We start from the raw sequence: 16,910 nt of genomic DNA, 5'->3' as shown, positions 1-16,910 counted from the left end.
GCAGGGTGCAGATCTCCGCGCGCGGCGACTACGCGGTACGGGCGGCGTTGAGCCTCGCCACCGCGTACCCCTCGCTGCTGTCCACCCAGGCCATCGCCGCGGAGCAGGACATGCCCCGCAAGTTCCTGGAGGCGGTCCTGGCGGACCTGCGCCGGGCCGGCATCGTCCGCGCCCAGCGCGGCGCCGAGGGCGGCTACACGCTGGCCCGCCCGCCCCGCGAGGTGACCGTCGGCGCGGTGCTGCGCGCCGTGGAGGGCCCACTGGCCGGGGTACGCGGGCTGCGCCCCGAGGAGACCCGCTACGAAGGCTCGGCAGAGAACCTGCCCGGCCTGTGGGTGGCGGTCCGTGCCGCCGTGCGGCGGGTCGTCGACGAGGTGAGCCTCGCCGAGATCGTCAGCGGTCGGCTGCCCGCGCACGTCCGCAAGCTCACCGCGCTGCCCGACGCGTGGGAGCCTCGCTGATCCACCGCTGGCCCACAGCGTCCACCCCACAGTCCAGGGCGGACAGCGAGAGGGTTTCAAAAGTTGCCGATTCGGAAATGTTCAATCTCGACACGGCAGGGAACGGTGACGAGGGGAGCGCTCCGATGGGCCTCATGTTTCGCAAGCGCAAGAAGTACGGTCCGATCATCCTGAACTTCACCGAGAACGGCTTCTCCTCGTGGAGCATCAAGATCGGTCGCTGGTCCTGGAACTCGAAGGCGCGTGCGCACCGGGTCGACCTGCCGGGTCCACTGTCCTGGAAGCAGGACAAGTCCCGGTCGTAAGCATCCCGGGAGTCGAGCGGGGCGCCGGTGATTCACCGGCGCCCCGCTCGGCGTCTGTGGGCTGGGGCGCTCAGCGCGCCAGGGTGATGATCTCGTCGCCGGCCAGCCGTCCGGACTCGCGCTCCCGCCGCACGTCACCCGCGTCGAGCAGGTCGGCGAGCGCCTGGTTGGCGTCGGCAGCCCGATAGACGGTCGCGGTGAGGGTGTGCCGGCGCAGGTCGGTGACCGGCCGCGACCCGCCGGCACGCAACTCGGCCAGCAGCTCGTGGGCCAACGGTTCGAGGTCGGGATCGCCGACCACGTCGACAGCCGTGCCGGTCGGGTCGAGCGGGTCGCGGTAGCGCACGTCGAGGTCCGCGCCGACCGCCCAGAGCGCGTCGCGGACCGCCTCCAGGCTCCGGTCCGAGCGACTGCCGAACGCGATCACACCGGCAGCCTCGCCGCCGGGCAGCACCGGTGCCACCTCGGCGACCAGGGGGAAGCCGGCGGAGACGAGCACGTCTCGGACGCTGTCACCGGTGTGCAGCAGCAGCTCTCCGGTCCGGCCGTTGGTCGCGGCGGCGAGCAGTTTCGGCGTGACCGCGCCGGGCAGGTCCACGAAGGAGAACAGCGGCGCGCCGGCGGCCCCGGCGGCCTTTACCGCGACCGGCAGCCGGTACGGGTCGCCGGGCAGCAGGTGCACGGTGACCTCGGCGGGCAGTTCCGCCTCGATCGGGCCGAGTCGGGCCGGCAGGTCGGCGGCGGCAGCCAGCACCAGCACCGTCACCTGCCGGCCGCGAACCTGGTCGCCGTGCGTGGCGACCAGGCGCAGCGCGGCCTCCGCGCTGCCCGCGTCGGCGCCGGCGAGGGCGACGGTGGCCCGCCGGGAGCGGTGCAGGGCTGCGGGCAGCCAGGTCGTCAACTGGCGGACCAGCAGCTCGCGGAGGAAATCGGTGGTCCGGTCGGTCGGCATCGGTCCGTTCTACCGTACGACCGATCAGGCCGGGACGGAGATCCCCACTCCGCCCCTGGTCTGCCCGCCGTAGCGCTGCCGCTCGGCGTCCAGGTCGAGCCGACCGATCTGCTTGCGGGCGGCCAGTGCGCTGTCGTCGAGCAGGTCGGCGGGGATCAGCCAGACGATCTCGAACTCCAGACCGTCCGGGTCCTTGCCGTAGAGGCTCTTGGTCGTGCCGTGGTCGGAGGTGCCGCCCAGCGCGCCGGCGGCGGCGAGTCGCTCGGCGGTGGCGGCCAACTCGTCCAGAGTGTCCACCTCCCAGGCGAGGTGGTAGAGGCCGACGGTGGACCGACCGGCGGTCGACCGGCCGGCGCCGGCGCCGATCTCGAAGAGGCCGAGGTCGTGGTCGTTGGTGGAGTCCGGGGCCTGGAGGAAGGTGGCGCCCCGGAAACCGTCCGGGGTCATCGCCACCGGGCGGAAGCCCAGCACGTCGCGGTAGAACGCGACGCTGCGGGCGAGGTCACTGACGTAGAGGACCGCGTGGTTGAGCCGGTGGATACCCATGACCCGAGACTAGCCCAGTTTAGTTGAACATTCAACCATCGAGAGTATGATGGCGGTCATGACCCGCTGGCTGGACCCCGACGAGCAACGCACGTGGCGCGCGTATCTCGCCGCCTCTCGGGTGCTGATGGACACTCTCGACCGCGAGCTGCAACGCGAGGCGGGCATGCCGCACGCGTACTACGAGATCCTGGTCCAGCTCTCCGAGGCCCCCGGTCGCCAACTGCGGATGAGCCAGCTGGCCCAGGCCGCGGGGTCGTCGCGCAGCCGGCTCTCGCACGCCGTGGCCCGCCTGGAGGCCGCCGGCTGGGTGCGCCGCGAGGACTGCCCCACCGACCGGCGCGGGCAGATCGCGCTGCTCACCGACGAGGGTTTCGCCACCCTCGCGGCCGCCGCGCCCGGCCACGTCGAGGGGGTACGCCGACACCTGTTCGACGCGTTGAGCCCCGCCCAGGTCGACCAGCTGCGCCGAATCAGCGAGACCCTGGCCGAGCACCTGACCGGATCCTGACCAATCGACACCGGCGCGGGTCTTGTACTTACCGTCGTCGGATGAGCACGATGGGGCGTGTCTTCCGGCTTCGGTGAACTGACTGATCAGGCGCACCACCTCGTGTCCTCCGGCGATCTGGCCGGCGCACAGCAGTTGCTGTCCGACGCGCTCACCGACGCCGACCCCCGCCCGGCCAACGCCACCCCCGAGCTGGCCGAGGCGGCCAGCCTCCAGGCGCGGGTGCTGGTCGCCCTCGGTGAGCCGCACTCGGCCCGCGGGTGGGCCGCCTTCGCGTACGCGGCCACCACCCGCCTGCACGGTCGCGCCGACCCGCGCACGGTGGCCGCCGCGGCGACCCTGGCCGCGGTGCTGCACCGGGTCGGCAGCCACTCCCGAGCGGCACGGCTCTACCAGGAAGTCATCATCGAGCTGACCGCTCAGGACGGCCCGGAGTCGCTGCGGGTGCTCGCCGCGCACGCCGACCTGGCCACGGTCGAGTACGCGCGCGGCCAGTGCACGGTGGCCCGCGACCGCCTCCAGGACGCCTGGGAGCTGCACCGCGAGGTGTACGGCGACGGGCACCCCAGCGGCATCAAGATGCTGGCGCGGCTCGGGGCGATGCAGCGCGACTGCGGGCAGTTCGCCGAGGCACACGACAACCTGGCGCTCGCCCGCGAGTTGTGCCGACAGCACCTGCCCGCCGACGACCCGCTGGCCTCCCAGGTGGCGGCCCTGGCCCGGGCGGCGGCGAATCCCGACCACGCCTGCGCCGACAACCCGCCCACGGCCCGGGACACACCTGTCGTGCCGGCCGCCCGTGTCCCACCGCGCGGCGACGGGCCGGTCGAGTCCGGCTACCACCCGCCAGCCGCCGCGACCCACCACGCCGGGGCGGTCCCGAACCCCCGGCTGCCCTCCGACGAAGCGGTCGGATCGGCGGGCGACAGATGGCCGACCGAACCGGTGGACGAGCCCCCGCCCCACCCCGCCGACCCTCCGGTGCCGCCGTCGGTGGTCGGGCTGGCCGGCGGCACGGAGGAGCGGCCCGGGGTGTACCGGCTGCACCGGCCGACCGCCCCCACCGACCCGTACGCGTCGCCGGACCCGTACGCGCCGTCCGAGCCGTACGCGCGGCCGGACCCGCGCGCGGCGGTCGAGCCGTACACGCCGTCGCGGCTGCTGCCGGTGCCCGTGCACCGCGCGCCGCCGGAGCAGCGCAACCGGCTGGTGCCGGTGCTGGTGGCCGGCGTGGTCGTGGTGCTCCTCGGCGCGGCGGCGGTGATCGCCGGGGTGGCCGGGGTCGACGGCGACGAGAAACCGTCCCCTCCGCCGGCCAGCGCCTCCCCCACCGCCGACGCGCCGGCCAGCACCGCGCCCGCCCCGGGCGGCTCGGCGCCCACCTCGGCCGCCGCCGCGGCACCGCCCGGGACCCCACCCAGCGCGGTGACCCTGCGCGACACCCGGGACAGCATCGCGCTGAACTGGACCTACCCGGCCGGCGGCGAGGGCCCGGTGGTCATCGCGGGCGGCCGCACCGGCCAGACGCACAACATCTTCGCGACGCTGCCGGCCGGCACCACCAGCTTCGTGATCTACGCGCTGAACCGCACCAACGACTTCTGCTTCACTGTGGCCGTCGCCTGGTCCACCGACACCGTGGCCCGTTCCAAGCAGGTCTGCACCCGCCGCCGCTGACCCACCCGTCCGTGTCCCGCCAGCCGCATCCCGCCAAGCCACACGTTCAACTAACGCTGCCATCACTCAACGTGGTCTACCCGTTGACGACACCACCGTTACACCGCGTTAAGTCGGCGTACCGGGCACCATGCCTCATCTGGCCTTTGCTCTGCTTCACTCCGCGCAACGCCTCTGCCGATCAGCGGAAACGTTGCAGCAGCCGCTTCAAGGTGCTTCGACGGGCATCACGTGGCGTAGCTGTTGCGCCCGTTGAAGCAGAGCAAAGGACCACCATCGGGTGGGTGGGGGCACCGTCGCGGTCACGGACCGCCAACCTTTGGACCACCGCTTTCCTCGGCCGGCAACGCTGGCAGCAGCAGGCGCACTCGTAGCCCTCGCTGCTCCGGCGCGTCGGTCAGGGTGATGCTGCCGCCGGCGCGTCGGACCAACTCCCGGACGATGGCCAGCCCCAGGCCGGCGCCCCCGTCGTCGCGGGCTCGCCCGTCATCGAGCCGGGTGAACCGGTCAAGGACCCGCTCCCGGTCCGCCACCGCTATCCCCGGGCCGTCGTCGGTCACCGTCACCAGGTGGTACGCCCCGACGCCAGGCCCGACCGTCGCCCCCGCCACAGCTGTCCCCGCCACCGTCGTCCCCGCCACCGTCATCGCCGTTGACGTCGCCTCGGCCGCGAGCACGACACTGCCGGAGGCGTGTCGTACCGCGTTGTCGACCAGGTTGGCCAGCACGCGACGCAGCTCCTCGACGGTGCCGATCGTCCAGAGCGGGCCCGCCGGTGGCGTCACCCGCACCGGCGGCGACGGGTACCGGGCGGCGACCTCGGTCAGCAACGCGCCCAGCTCCACCGGGCCGGTCCCCCGGCCGGGCGGGGTCTCGTCCAGGCGGGCCAACAGCAGGAGATCGTCGACCAGGCGGCTCAGCCTGTCGGTGTCGGCGAGCAGGTTGGCGGTGACTGCCGTCCAGTCGGTCCGGTCGGCGAGGCGCTGGGCCACCTCCAACTCCGTCCGGATGTTGGTCAACGGGCTGCGCAGCTCGTGTGCGGCGTCGGAGACGAAGGCCCGCTGCCGGACGCGGGCGGACTCCAGCCGGTCCAGCATGCCGTTGAGGGTGACCGCCAGGCGGTGGATCTCGTCGGCCGACGCCGGCACCGGCAGTCGACCGGTGCCGGCCCTACCGGTGATCTCCTCGGCCCCTCGACGTAACGCCTCGACCGGCCGCAGGGTCGCGCCCACCACCCGCCACGCCACCCCGGCCAGCACGGCCACCAGCAGCGGGAACGCCACCAGCAGGATGGTCCGGACCACATGGGTGCTGTGCCGCACGTCGGCCATCGAGCGGGCGACCAGCACGGTGAGCGGGTCGGCCGCGGTGCCGGCGGGTACGGCCACCACCCGAACCGGGCCGGCGAGCCCGACCCGCTCGGCGGGCACCTCCAACCGCTGCCGACCGTCGCGGTTCAGTCGTTCCGGGCGGACCATCGGCACCAGGCGGTCGGCGTCGATCGAGGCCGCCCGGATCCGCCCCTGGGCGTCGACGACCTGCACGCGGACCTGCCCTCCGGCCACCGGCAGCGGGTCGGGCAGCGCGTCCTCGGCGGCGAGCAGGGCGACCGCGTCGGCGGTGCGGAACGCCTCGGTGTCGACTGTGCGCTGGAGCACGAAACCGAGCGCGCCGAGCAGGACCACCCCGCCCAGGGCCAGCCCGATGGTGAGACCGACCACGCCGATCGCCATCAGCCGCCCGCGCAGCCCGAGGACCGGCATCCGGCCGGGCCTGGCCCGACGGGTGGCTGCCGGGCCGGCGGCGGTCACGTCGCCAACCGGTAACCGGCGCCCCGGACCGTCTCCAGCCGGTCCCGGCCGAGCTTGCGGCGCAGGTAGCCGACGTACACCTCGACGGCGTTCGGCGCGGTCTCCAGGCTCGCGTCCCAGACGTGGTCCAACAACTCGATCTTGGAGATGACCTGGCCTGGCCGGCGCATCAGGTAGTCCAGCAGCGCGAACTCCCGCGCGGTCAGCGCCACCTCGGCGTCCGCCCGGGTCACCCGTCGGCGGGCCGGGTCCAGCCGCAGGTCACCGACCGCGAGCACGGTCGGGCGCTCCGGCGCGCCCCGGCGCAGCAGCGCCCGCAGCCGGGCCAGCAGCACGACATACGAGAAGGGTTTGGTGAGGTAGTCGTCGGCGCCGCAGTCGAGCCCGTCGGCCTGGTCGTACTCGCCGTCCTTGGCGGAGAGCATCAGCACCGGCAACCAGTGCTGCTCCGCGCGCAGCCGCCGGACCAGCTCGTACCCGGAGAGGCCGGGCAGCATCACGTCGAGGATCATCGCGTCGTACCCGCCGTGCCGGGCCGCGTCCAGGCCGGCCGGGCCGGTTGCCGCCACGTCCACCGCGAACCCCTCCGCCTGGAGACCGCGTTGCAGGGCAGCCGCCAACCGGGCCTCGTCCTCCACCACCAGCACGCGCACAGCTCAAGGGTGCCACCCGGGTCAATCGGCCCGGTTCGGTGTCCTCAGCACGTTCACAGCACCGAGAGGGCAGGATGGCCGCAGGAGGTGCCACCATGTCCGTTCTGAGAAGCCGTCCCGTCCTTCGTTGGCTGGTCCCGGCCACCGCGGCCGTCGCCGTCATCGGCGGGGGCGCGGCGATCGGCACGTTCGCCGCCGAGGCCGAGCCGAGCCTGCCGCCCCGAACCGCCGCTCAGCTCCTGGTCGACCTGCAGACATCCCGGCTGGAGGGGTTGTCCGGGACGGTGGTGCAGCGCGCCGATCTCGGTCTGCCATCCCTCGTCGGGCTGCTTCCCGGCAACGAGCTGACCACCCTGCTGACCGGCACACACACCCTGCGGGTCTGGTACTCCGGGCCGGATCAGCAGCGGGTCGCGCTGATGGACACCCTCGGCGAGCAGGACATCATCCGCAACGGCGGGGACCTGTGGACGTGGCAGAGCCGCAGCAACACCGCCACCCACCGCACGCTGGGCGGCGACGCCGGGGCCTGGAAGCCCGCCCCCGAACCGGCAGCGAACCTGCCGGCCACCCCGCAGCAGGCCGCCGACCTGGCGTTGGGCGCGATCGACCCGAGCACCGAGGTCAGCGTCGGCCGGTCGGCAACCGTCGCCGGCCAGGACGCGTACGAGTTGGTGCTCCAGCCACGCGACGGGGCCTCGCTCGTGCACCAGTTGCGGATCGCCATCGACGCCAAGCAGCACGTGCCGCTGCGCTTCGAGGTGCTCGCGAAGGGCAGCGACCGGCCGGCGTTCGAGGTGGCCTTCACCCAGGTCGACTACCGCCGCCCCGACGCCGACCAGTTCACCTTCAACCCGCCGCCGGGCGTGACCGTCGCCGAGGAGAAGGCCGAGCGGCCGGCCGGCGGCAAGCCCGGCCACGCCGGCCCGGCGGGCGACCCGCAGGTACGCGCGGTGGGCGACGGCTGGACGACCGTGCTGGTCGGCCGCCTCGACGGCGCCGACGTCGGCCGCAAGCCCGCCACGAAGCCGGCTGTTCCCCCCGCCGGCTCCGCGCCGGACGTGGACATGGACATGTCGAAGCTGCTCGGCGGGCTGCCGGCGGTCAGTGGTGACTGGGGCAGCGGCCGGCTGCTCACCAGCAAACTGTTCAGCGTGCTGCTCACCGACGACGGCCGGGTGCTCGCCGGAGCCGTGACTCCGGAGCGGCTCTACCAGGCCGCGCGCGGCTGATCTCCGCGGTGTTCGCGCCGGGTCGACCTGACGGTCGGCCCGGCGCTTCGCTGCGAGTCAGGCCAGGAGTCAGGAGACGCCGAGGGCGCTGAGGTACGCGTCGGCGAGGACCGCGTGGCCGGGAAGGTACGGGTGGACCCGGTCGTCGGCCCAACGCGTCGCCGGACTCACCGCCAGCACCCGGTCGAACGCCGCCTGGTTGGCCACGTGCACCGCGTCGAACTCGGCGGCCAGCCCCGCCACGACCGCCGCGTACCGGTCGGTGTCAGCACGCTGCGGGACGCTCCGGTCGGCCTCGATGAGGAACGGGTCGCCGAGGATCAGTCGGCAGCCGGTGGCGGAAACCGCCCGCCGCAGCAGGTCACGCAGAGTGTGCTCGTACTCCTCGATGCCGACGGCCTCATCCCGCCGGTCACCGTAGTGTCGCCAGATGTCGTTGATGCCGATCAGCACCGCGAGCCAGTCGGGGCGCTCGGCGATGGCGTCCTCGTCCCAGCGGGCGGCGAGGTCCCGCACCGTGTCGCCGCCCACACCCCGGTTGACCCACGACAGCTCCAACTCGGGGTGCCGCGCGCCGACCAGGGCGCGCACGAGGCTCACATATCCGCTGCCGTAGGGCGCGGCGACGTCGCGTCGACCACAATCGGTGATGCTGTCCCCGATGAAGACCACTCGTTGCCCGGTCCGCAGGATCATCCGCCGCCACCTCGCGATCACCGGCGCGCCGACTCGCCCGGCTTGGTGAGAACCGGCGGAACGCGCTATCTTCAACAGTTCGAAGGGCACAAAAAAGAACGGCTAAAAGCCGTTCCTGCAAAGGATTCTAATCTTTAGGGAGACGGCTTGTCAAGGCACTCCGGCGGTTCCGGCGAATTGCCGCTCGACGACGAGATCGGTCGCGAGCAGGAGTACGTCTCGATGCTCTACAACCGGCTGGACGAGCTGCGTGAGCAGGCCGCCCACCGGCTCACCGCCGAGCTGCACAACACCGGCGGCACCCTCCAGGACCGCTCGCAGCGCGACAGCTCGGTAGCGATGTACGCCGATCAGGTCGAACAGTTCTCCGCCGTGGAGAACGGGCTCTGCTTCGGCCGTCTCGACGGCGACGACGACTCCCGTCGTTACATCGGCCGGATCGGCATCTTCGACACCACAGGTGACTACGACCCGCTGCTGATGGACTGGCGGGCCCCCGCCGCCCGCCCGTTCTACCTCGCCACCGCCGCCAACCCACAGGGCGTACGCCGTCGCCGGCACCTGCGCACCCGGCAGCGCAAGGTGACCGGGCTCAACGACGAGGTGCTCGACATCGACACCGCCTCCCCCGGCGCCCACGAGGAGCTGACCGGTGAGGCGTCGCTGCTCGCCGCGCTCAACGCGGGCCGCACCGGCCGGATGCGCGACATCGTCGAGACGATCCAGGCCGAACAGGACGAGGTCATCCGCGCGGAACTCCCGGGCGTCATGGTGGTCCAGGGCGGCCCCGGCACCGGCAAGACCGCTGTCGCGCTGCACCGGGCGGCGTACCTGCTCTACACGCACCGCCGTGAACTCTCCAGCCGCGGCGTGCTGCTGGTCGGCCCGAACGCGACATTCCTGCGCTACATCTCCCAGGTGCTGCCGACGCTTGCCGAGACCGGCGTGCTGCTGCGTACCCAGGGTGATCTCTTTCCCGGGGTGAGCGCCCAACGGGCCGAGCCGGCCGAGACCGCGGCGCTCAAGGGCCGGGCGGTGTTGGCCGAGGTGTTGGCGCTGGCCGTACGGGACCGGCAGTGGGTGCCGGACGAACCGCTGGAGATCGAGGTCGAGCGGGAGACGCTGACCCTCGACCCGGAGATCGTGCGCGCCGCCCGGGACCGGGTCCGCCGCGCCGACCGACCGCACAACCTGGCCCGCACGCTGTTCGACGTGGAGATCGTGCACGCGCTCGCCGACCAGGTGGCCGAACGCATCGGCGCCGACCCGCTCGGCGGGGACAACCTCCTCGACGAGGCGGACCGGGCCGAGATCCGCCGGGAGTTGCGCGAGGAGTCGGAGATCAGGGCTGCCCTCGACCGGTTGTGGCCGGTGCTCACCCCGCAGCGTTTGCTCGCCGACCTGTACGCCGACCCGGACCGGATCGCCGCCGCCGCGCCGATGCTCAGCGAGGCCGAGCGGGCGCTGCTGCGACGCGACCGTGGCGGTTGGACGCCGGCCGACGTTCCCCTGCTGGACGAGGCCGCCGAGCTGCTCGGCGAGGACGAACGGGCCGCCGCCGCCCGGCGGGACCGCATCCGCGTGATGGAACGGGAGTACGCCGAGGGTGTGCTCGAGATCGCCCGCGGTTCCCGCTCGATCGACGTCGAGGACGAGGCCGAGGGCGGCGAGATCCTCGGCGTGACCGACCTGATCGACGCGGATCGGCTGCTGGAACGGCAGGAGGAAGCCGACCGGTTGACCACCGCGCAGCGAGCCGCCGCCGACCGCACCTGGGCGTTCGGCCACGTCATCGTGGACGAGGCGCAGGAGCTGTCACCGATGGCCTGGCGACTGCTGATGCGCCGCTGCCCGAGCCGGTCGATGACGATCGTCGGGGATGTGGCACAGACCGGGGCGCTCAGCGGCACGCCCTCCTGGGCGGACGCCCTCGCCCCGTACGTCGAGCGGCGGTGGCGGCTCACCGAGCTGACCGTCAGCTACCGCACCCCGGCCGAGATCATGGCGGTCGCCGCCGACGTGCTGGCCGAGATCGACCCGGCGCTGCGGCCGCCGCGCTCGGTGCGGGAGAGCGGCGTACCCCCGTGGGACCGGACGGTGCCCGACGGGCGGTTGGCGGCGGAACTGGTCGCCGAGGCCACCCGGGAGGCGGCCGGGCTGATCGAGGGCCGGCTCGGGGTGCTCGTGCCGGCCGGCCTGGTGGGCGAGTTGGGCGCGGCGGTGACCGCCGCCCTGCCCGAGGCCGCCGTCGGCGAGCATCCGGAGCTGGAGAGCCGGGTGGTGGTGCTGACCGTCGCGCAGGCCAAGGGGTTGGAGTTCGACTCGGTGCTGGTGGTCGACCCGGACCGGATGGTGGCCGAGTCGCCACGCGGGCGCAGCGACCTGTACGTGGCGCTGACCCGCGCCACCCAACGCCTCGGCGTCCTGCGCCCCGCGAGCTGACGAAACCCGCCGCCCCCACCGAGTTGGTGACTCGGCGGGGGCGGCGGGTGGGTGGGGCTAGTCGTTGGACCTGTCCTGGATGGACTTCGCCGGGCCCGTCGCGGAGGTGGACTGGTCGCTGGTGCCACCGCCCATCGGGGTGCTGAGGCCGCCGGTGGTGGCATCGCCGGTCGTGGTCGGTGCGACCTTGCCGGGGTGTCGCTCCGGCTGTCGGGCCACCCGGCGTACGCTCGCCGGCCCGGCGGTGCCACCGGTGGTGGTCACCGCGCCCTGCCCGCCCACCGGGCCGCCGTCGCGCAGCACCTGTGGGTCGATCCGTTCCTTCGCGGGATCGAACGGGTCGTCGCGCTGGATCTGGCTCTCCACATCGGTGCGGGGCACGGTCACCTCGTCGAGGGCGCCCTTGCCGTACACGCCGCCGGCGATCCGATCCTCGGCCTCGCGGGCGGCGTCCTGCCGCATGTCGTCCTCACGCACGTCCATCACCTCGCAGAAGCTGTGGAACTGACTGCGTGCCCGGCCACCGGCCGACCAAACCCGGCGTGCCCGGGAGGTCGTCCTCGGCGGTTCACCGGCACGCCGCCCGCTGGCCGCCTGCCCGCAGCCCGAGATGTCCATGCTGTCCGGCGACCGGTGGGAGATGCCCGCCGGCAGGAGGGGATGACAGCGTGCGCACAGTACGCCGTACCGCCGTCGCGGCCCTGGTGGCCGCGACGGTGACGACCGGGCTCGCGGTGCCCGCACAGGCGAAGCCGCGACCGGACCGGACATTCGACGTGCAGGCCCACCGGGGCGGCCTCGGGCTGCGGGTGGAGAACACTCTCGCCTCCTTCGGCAACGCCCTCCAACTCGGGGTGACCACCCTGGAACTGGACGTGCAGATCACCGAGGACGGTCAGGCCGTCGTCACCCACGACCGGAAGGTGACAGGCACCAAGTGCGTCGACACCACAGCGGTGACGCCCGGTGACCCGGAGTTCCCGTACGTCGGGAAGTACATCAACACGCTCAGCCTGGCCCAGGTGCGCTCCCTCGACTGCGGCTCCAGGACGCTGTCGGACAAGCCCGGCCAGCTCGCCGTCCCGGGTGCCCGGATGCCGCTGCTGCGTGAGGTCTTCGCGCTTGTCAACCGCTACCGGGCGAAGGACGTGAAGCTCAACGTCGAGACGAAGGTCGAGGCGGGCGCGCCGAGCGAGACCGCCCCCCGCGAGCAGTTCGTCCGGGTCACCGCGGGCGAGATCCGCGCCGCCGGGCTGCTCAAGCAGGTCACCATCCAGAGCTTCGACTGGGGCGCGCTGATGCGCATGCGTCAGGTCGAGCCGAAGCTGCCGCTCGTCGCCCTGACCAACTACGACTTCCTGCAGACCGGCCAGCCGGGTAAGTCGCCGTGGCTGGGCGGGCTGGACATCGACGACTTCGGCGGCGACCCGATCAAGGCGATCCGCAGCTTCGGCGCCGCCGCCTTCTCGCCGGTGCACGGGATGCCGCAGAACGGCACGGTCACCGACCCGGGCTACCAGCCGTACGTCACGAAGGAGATGGTCGCCCGGGCGCACCGCTACGGGATCAAGGTGATCCCGTGGACTGTCGACGACGTGCCGACCATGGCCAAGCTGATCGACGACGGCGTGGACGGCATGATCACCGACTACCCGGACCGGTTGCGCGGCCTGCTGGCGCAGCGCGGTTACCGGCTGCCGAAGGCGTACACCGCGCCGTTCGACATCCAGGCGCACCGGGGCGGTCGGGCCACCCGACCGGAGAACACCCTGCCGGCGTTCGCGAACGCGCTGTCCAACCGGGCCATCTCCACCCTGGAGCTGGACACCAACGTGACCGCCGACGGCAAGCTCGTGGTGCTGCACGATCGCACCGTCAACGGGTCGCACTGCGTCGACACCGCCCCGGTGCGCCCGGGAGACCGAAAGTTCCCGTACGTGGGCAAGCCGGTGCACGAGCTGACCCTGGCGCAGCTCAAGACCGTCGACTGCGGCACGAAGACGCTGCCCGAGCTGCCCGCCCAGGTGCCCGCGCCCGGCGCCCGGATCCCGACCCTGGACGAGGTCTTCGCCCTGGTGAAGGCGAGTGGCCGCACCGACATCGGAATGAACATCGAAACGAAGATCAGCCCGGTGGTGAACGACACCGAGCCGTACCGCAGCTTCACCCGCAAGCTCGTCGACGCGATCCAACGGGCCGGCTTCACCAGCCGGGCCACCATCCAGTCGTTCGACTGGCGCACCATCAGGTACGCCCGCCAGCTCGACCGGCGGATCGGCACGGTCGGCCTGGTCTGGCAGTACGGCCCGACCGAGTGCACGACCCTCGCCGACGAGTGCTCGCTGGAGGCGGTCTATGGCGACCCGTCGGTGCAGAGCCCGTGGACCGGTGGGCTGGACTGGTGGAAGTACCAGGACCTCGGCAAGCTGACCCGGCCCGCGGGCGCCGGCACGGTGTCCGCCAACTGGCAGGTGCACGACCCGAAGCAGGGCACGGTCGCCTCCACCGACTGGTACCTGCGGGAGAACCCGGCATACTTCCACGGACCGGACGTTCGGACCCTGCAGACGCGGTACGACCTGAAGGTGATCCCGTACACCGTCGATGACGCGACGGTGATGCAGCGGGTCATCGACCTCGGCGTCGACGGCATCATCACCGACGACCCGGGCCTTCTGGTGAGCGTGGCGATCCGCAACGGCCTGCGCTGACCCGTCGACCACCCGATCGCCGGCCGGATTTTTTCCGGCCGGCGATCGGTGTTACCTGCTCAGGGGCCTCGGGTAGTCGGGGGGTGTCCCCGCCGTGAAAGCGAACCGTGCCGTGGCCGAAACGCGGTAGCGGGGCGAGGGAATGCAGGTACGACTCATCGCATCCTGAGGAGGACCAGATGAGCACGCAGGCTGCTTCCACCCGGCCGATGAACCGGCCCATGAACGACCCGCAGAACCCCGCGTCGATGCGGGACATGCAGACCCAGCAGATGCCGTCCATGCGGGACGGACATCGAGACCCGATGCCGTCGCCGGGTACGGAGACCAAGCAGGCGTTCCTGACGACGGAATTCTGGGTCTACGCCGCCGCGGTCGCGCTCGTGGTGATCGCCGCGTTCTGGCGGGGTAGCGCCACCAACGGCCTGAACATCAACGACCCGAACCGGGCGTGGCTGTTCCTGACCATCCTGACCGGTGGTTACCTGGTCAGCCGTGGTCTGTCGAAGGCCGGCTCCGCGCGCCGCTCCGGCCGGGAGCGCAACAAGCACTGACGCGTCACGCGTAGGACAGTGGCCTCCGGGAACACTCCCGGAGGCCACTGTCGTCGTTTGTGGACCGGTTACTCGTCGCCACCGAAGTCGCCGAAGTCACCCTCGAACGCGTCCTCGATCATCTCGCCGGCGACCATGCCGCCAGCGACGCCGAGCGCCGCGCCGGCCACCATGCCGCCCATGCCGTGCCCGCGGCTGTGACCGTGGCCGTGGCTCGCGCCGTACTGGGAGCGCAGGCTGCCGTAGCGGGACGTGGTCTCGCGCAGCCAGCCGTCGACGACCTGCGCCCAGTCCACCCGGTCGACGTCGGTGTGCGCCACCTGGAAGCGACCGAACGCGTCGTGCCCGGCGCTGAGGAAACCGCCGCGCTTGTCGCACTCCAGGATGACCTCCACACCGCGTTGGCTGGTCACGAAGGTCAGCTCGACCTCCCGGATCGTGTTCGCGTACTGCGGGGAGGCGAAGAACTCGATCTCCTGGTAGAACGGCAGCGTCTGCTGCACGCCCCGGATGTGACCACGCTCCAGGTCGGCGTGCTTGAAGCGGAACCCGAGCCGCTGGAACGCCTCCAGGATCCGCTCGTGCACCGGCAGCGGGTGCACCGCCACCTGGTCCAGGTCGCTCTTGTCGACCGCTCGGGCGATCGCCAGCTCGGTGCGCAGACCCATCGTCATGCCGTGCAGGCGCTGGCCGTACACGTCGGTGATCGGGGTCTCCCACGGCACCGGCAGCTGGAACGGGATGGAGATCTGCTGCTTCGGGGCGAGTTGGAGCGGGCCGCTGACCACCATGCGGTGGAACTCCATAGTGCCCGCGTACTCGGTGTCGTGTCCCTCGACCTCGACCCGGGTGACCAGGCCGATCACCACCTGCTCGATGGCTGCCTCAGCGTCGCCGCCGACGAGGTTCACCTGCCCGTCGAGGGTCAGGCCGGGCCGGGTGTTGGGGTTGGTCAGCACGGTGTCCACGCTGGGACCGCCCACACCGAACGCGCTCAACATCTTCTTGAAGACCATCGGAACTCCTGTGCGACGCCGACCGCTCCAGGTTGGAGTCGGACGTTGACTCGGACGGCACCCTATCCAGCACCCCTGTGAGGTGGCTGTGAAGCGCCCGAGTCGGCGCTGTCGGCGCCGGCGCCGCTTGATCAACTCGGGTTCCTGAAAACCGGGGTGTCCCGGCGACCAGGACACCCCGACTTCCGTGAACCCGAGTCGATCAGCGCCGCCCATCCGCGATCACCAGCTCGCCGGCCGACCTGGCACGGACGCTCGCCCGTTCCCTGGCCTCCATGCCGCAGGTCGACCTCGGCGGCACCACCGTCTCGGCCGAGGACGCGCAGCACGTACGACATTGGGTTTTCTGCGACCGGATCATGTCCGATCGCCGTCGGTGCAGGCGGAAGGCCGACCACGGCGACGCCTGCCTGTCTGTGACCGATCCCTAGATCGATCATGGAGTTGTGGTGCCGGACAAAGTCCGCACGACGTCCCCTTCCGGGCACCACAACTCTATGATCGACGTCAGCACGCACGCGGGCGGGGCTCAGTCGGGGTCCACGATGATCAGCTCGCCGACCTGGTCGCCGATCGTGGTGCGAGCCTCGGTCGGCAAGCCGGCGTCGGTGATCAGCACGTCTGCGGCTTCCAGCGGGGCGATGGTGGCGATGCCGATCGTCTCCCACTTGGTGTGGTCGGCGAGCACCACGAGCCGGCGGGCCGCGCCGATGAGGCAGCGGTTGACCCCGGCCTCCAGCAGGTTGGGCGTGGTGAACCCGGTCCGGGGGCTGAGGCCGTGCACACCGAGGAACAGCAGGTCGACGTTGAGCGCGCTGATCGCCGCCTCGGCCACCGGCCCGGTCAACGCGTCCGACGGGGTGCGGATACCGCCTGTCAACACGACGGTCTGGTCGGCGCGCGGGTTCTGGTAGAGCGCGTCGGCCACCGGGATCGAGTTGGTCACCACGGTCAACCCGCGTACGTCGGAGAGGAGGGTGGCCAGCGCGGCGGTGGTGGTGCCGGCGGAGAGCGCGATGGCCATCCCCGGCTCCACCATCGTTGCCGCCCGCTCGGCGATGGCCCGCTTCTCCGCCTGCTGGCGGATCGACTTCGCCGCGAAGCCGGGTTCCTCGGCCGAGCCGGGACCGGCGAGGGTCGCGCCGCCGTGCACCTTGTCGACCAGGCCCCGCTCGGCCAGCACCTCCAGGTCACGTCGGATCGTCATGTCGGACACGCCGAACCGGCTGACCAGGTGACTCACCCGCACCCCGCCGCGTTGGCGGATCAGATCGAGGATCGCGGTCTGCCGCTGCTGGGCGAGCATCGGGGGTGCCTCCTTCGCGTCGTGACCGTCGTCGGAG

The 16,910-nt window shown here is 72.1% G+C and carries 17 protein-coding genes; 9 read left to right on the top strand and 8 right to left on the bottom strand.

From position 1 onward, the window contains the following. Positions 1–5 precede the first annotated feature (5 nt). A complete protein-coding gene (locus ACLQ3B_RS31885; protein WP_030333674.1) occupies positions 6–461 on the top strand; it encodes an RrF2 family transcriptional regulator in 456 nt (151 codons plus the stop codon). Between the two features lie 125 nt (positions 462–586). Beyond that, a complete protein-coding gene (locus ACLQ3B_RS31880) occupies positions 587–766 on the top strand; it encodes a DUF4236 domain-containing protein (protein WP_030333600.1) in 180 nt (59 codons plus the stop codon). A gap of 70 nt (positions 767–836) precedes the next feature. Here the strand turns inward: ACLQ3B_RS31880 and ACLQ3B_RS31875 are convergent, their stop codons facing one another. Further along, the gene (locus tag ACLQ3B_RS31875; protein ID WP_425784363.1) at positions 837–1,718 is read right to left on the bottom strand and encodes a hypothetical protein; all 882 of its coding nucleotides are present in this window, start codon (positions 1,716–1,718) and stop codon (positions 837–839) included. Between the two features lie 24 nt (positions 1,719–1,742). Further along, positions 1,743–2,264, bottom strand: coding sequence for a VOC family protein (locus tag ACLQ3B_RS31870; protein WP_425784362.1), 522 nt, complete (start codon positions 2,262–2,264; stop codon positions 1,743–1,745). Positions 2,265–2,313: 49 nt separating this feature from the next. Between ACLQ3B_RS31870 and ACLQ3B_RS31865 the strand changes: the two genes are divergently transcribed. Both ACLQ3B_RS31865 and ACLQ3B_RS31860 read left to right on the top strand, forming a co-directional pair. Further along, positions 2,314–2,775 (top strand): MarR family winged helix-turn-helix transcriptional regulator, encoded by a 462-nt coding sequence (locus tag ACLQ3B_RS31865; protein ID WP_425784451.1) that lies wholly within the window; start codon positions 2,314–2,316, stop codon positions 2,773–2,775. 57 nt (positions 2,776–2,832) lie between these two features. After that, positions 2,833–4,452: a tetratricopeptide repeat protein gene (locus ACLQ3B_RS31860; RefSeq protein ID WP_425784361.1), complete on the top strand. Its 1,620-nt coding sequence runs from the start codon at positions 2,833–2,835 to the stop codon at positions 4,450–4,452. 302 nt (positions 4,453–4,754) lie between these two features. On the opposite strand, the gene ACLQ3B_RS31855 is transcribed toward ACLQ3B_RS31860, so the two are convergent. Both ACLQ3B_RS31855 and ACLQ3B_RS31850 read right to left on the bottom strand, forming a co-directional pair. After that, the gene (locus tag ACLQ3B_RS31855) at positions 4,755–6,185 is read right to left on the bottom strand and encodes an ATP-binding protein (protein ID WP_425784450.1); all 1,431 of its coding nucleotides are present in this window, start codon (positions 6,183–6,185) and stop codon (positions 4,755–4,757) included. A gap of 74 nt (positions 6,186–6,259) precedes the next feature. After that, positions 6,260–6,916 (bottom strand): response regulator transcription factor, encoded by a 657-nt coding sequence (locus tag ACLQ3B_RS31850; protein ID WP_124816037.1) that lies wholly within the window; start codon positions 6,914–6,916, stop codon positions 6,260–6,262. A gap of 95 nt (positions 6,917–7,011) precedes the next feature. Between ACLQ3B_RS31850 and ACLQ3B_RS31845 the strand changes: the two genes are divergently transcribed. Beyond that, complete coding sequence (locus ACLQ3B_RS31845; RefSeq protein WP_425784360.1) at positions 7,012–8,148, top strand: LolA family protein; 1,137 nt, start codon at positions 7,012–7,014, stop codon at positions 8,146–8,148. A 69-nt stretch (positions 8,149–8,217) separates the two neighbouring features. Here the strand turns inward: ACLQ3B_RS31845 and ACLQ3B_RS31840 are convergent, their stop codons facing one another. Next, positions 8,218–8,844, bottom strand: coding sequence for an SGNH/GDSL hydrolase family protein (locus tag ACLQ3B_RS31840; protein WP_425784359.1), 627 nt, complete (start codon positions 8,842–8,844; stop codon positions 8,218–8,220). Between the two features lie 147 nt (positions 8,845–8,991). Between ACLQ3B_RS31840 and ACLQ3B_RS31835 the strand changes: the two genes are divergently transcribed. Further along, positions 8,992–11,286: a HelD family protein gene (locus tag ACLQ3B_RS31835; protein ID WP_425784358.1), complete on the top strand. Its 2,295-nt coding sequence runs from the start codon at positions 8,992–8,994 to the stop codon at positions 11,284–11,286. A gap of 57 nt (positions 11,287–11,343) precedes the next feature. Here the strand turns inward: ACLQ3B_RS31835 and ACLQ3B_RS31830 are convergent, their stop codons facing one another. Further along, entirely contained in the window at positions 11,344–11,763 is a 420-nt protein-coding gene (locus tag ACLQ3B_RS31830; RefSeq protein ID WP_425784357.1) for a hypothetical protein, read from the bottom strand. Between the two features lie 191 nt (positions 11,764–11,954). On the opposite strand from ACLQ3B_RS31830, the gene ACLQ3B_RS31825 reads away from it, so the two are divergent. Both ACLQ3B_RS31825 and ACLQ3B_RS31820 read left to right on the top strand, forming a co-directional pair. Beyond that, on the top strand, positions 11,955–13,997 hold the full coding sequence (locus ACLQ3B_RS31825) for a glycerophosphodiester phosphodiesterase family protein (RefSeq protein WP_425784356.1): 2,043 nt from the start codon (positions 11,955–11,957) through the stop codon (positions 13,995–13,997). 179 nt (positions 13,998–14,176) lie between these two features. After that, a complete protein-coding gene (locus ACLQ3B_RS31820; RefSeq protein ID WP_425784355.1) occupies positions 14,177–14,551 on the top strand; it encodes a hypothetical protein in 375 nt (124 codons plus the stop codon). Between the two features lie 68 nt (positions 14,552–14,619). On the opposite strand, the gene ACLQ3B_RS31815 is transcribed toward ACLQ3B_RS31820, so the two are convergent. Then, a complete protein-coding gene (locus ACLQ3B_RS31815) occupies positions 14,620–15,567 on the bottom strand; it encodes a sporulation protein (RefSeq protein ID WP_425784354.1) in 948 nt (315 codons plus the stop codon). Between the two features lie 221 nt (positions 15,568–15,788). Here ACLQ3B_RS31815 and ACLQ3B_RS31810 point away from each other — a divergent pair, with 221 nt between their 5' ends. Beyond that, positions 15,789–15,998, top strand: coding sequence for a hypothetical protein (locus ACLQ3B_RS31810; protein WP_425784449.1), 210 nt, complete (start codon positions 15,789–15,791; stop codon positions 15,996–15,998). 98 nt (positions 15,999–16,096) lie between these two features. Here the strand turns inward: ACLQ3B_RS31810 and ACLQ3B_RS31805 are convergent, their stop codons facing one another. Next, on the bottom strand, positions 16,097–16,873 hold the full coding sequence (locus ACLQ3B_RS31805; protein ID WP_425784448.1) for a DeoR/GlpR family DNA-binding transcription regulator: 777 nt from the start codon (positions 16,871–16,873) through the stop codon (positions 16,097–16,099). Positions 16,874–16,910 lie beyond the last annotated feature (37 nt).

This window comes from Micromonospora sp. DT53, from assembly GCF_049841535.1.
Classification (GTDB): Bacteria; Actinomycetota; Actinomycetes; order Mycobacteriales; family Micromonosporaceae; genus Micromonospora.
The sequence above is the reverse complement of the archived record's forward strand: the minus strand, read 5'-3'. Positions and strand labels throughout refer to the sequence as shown.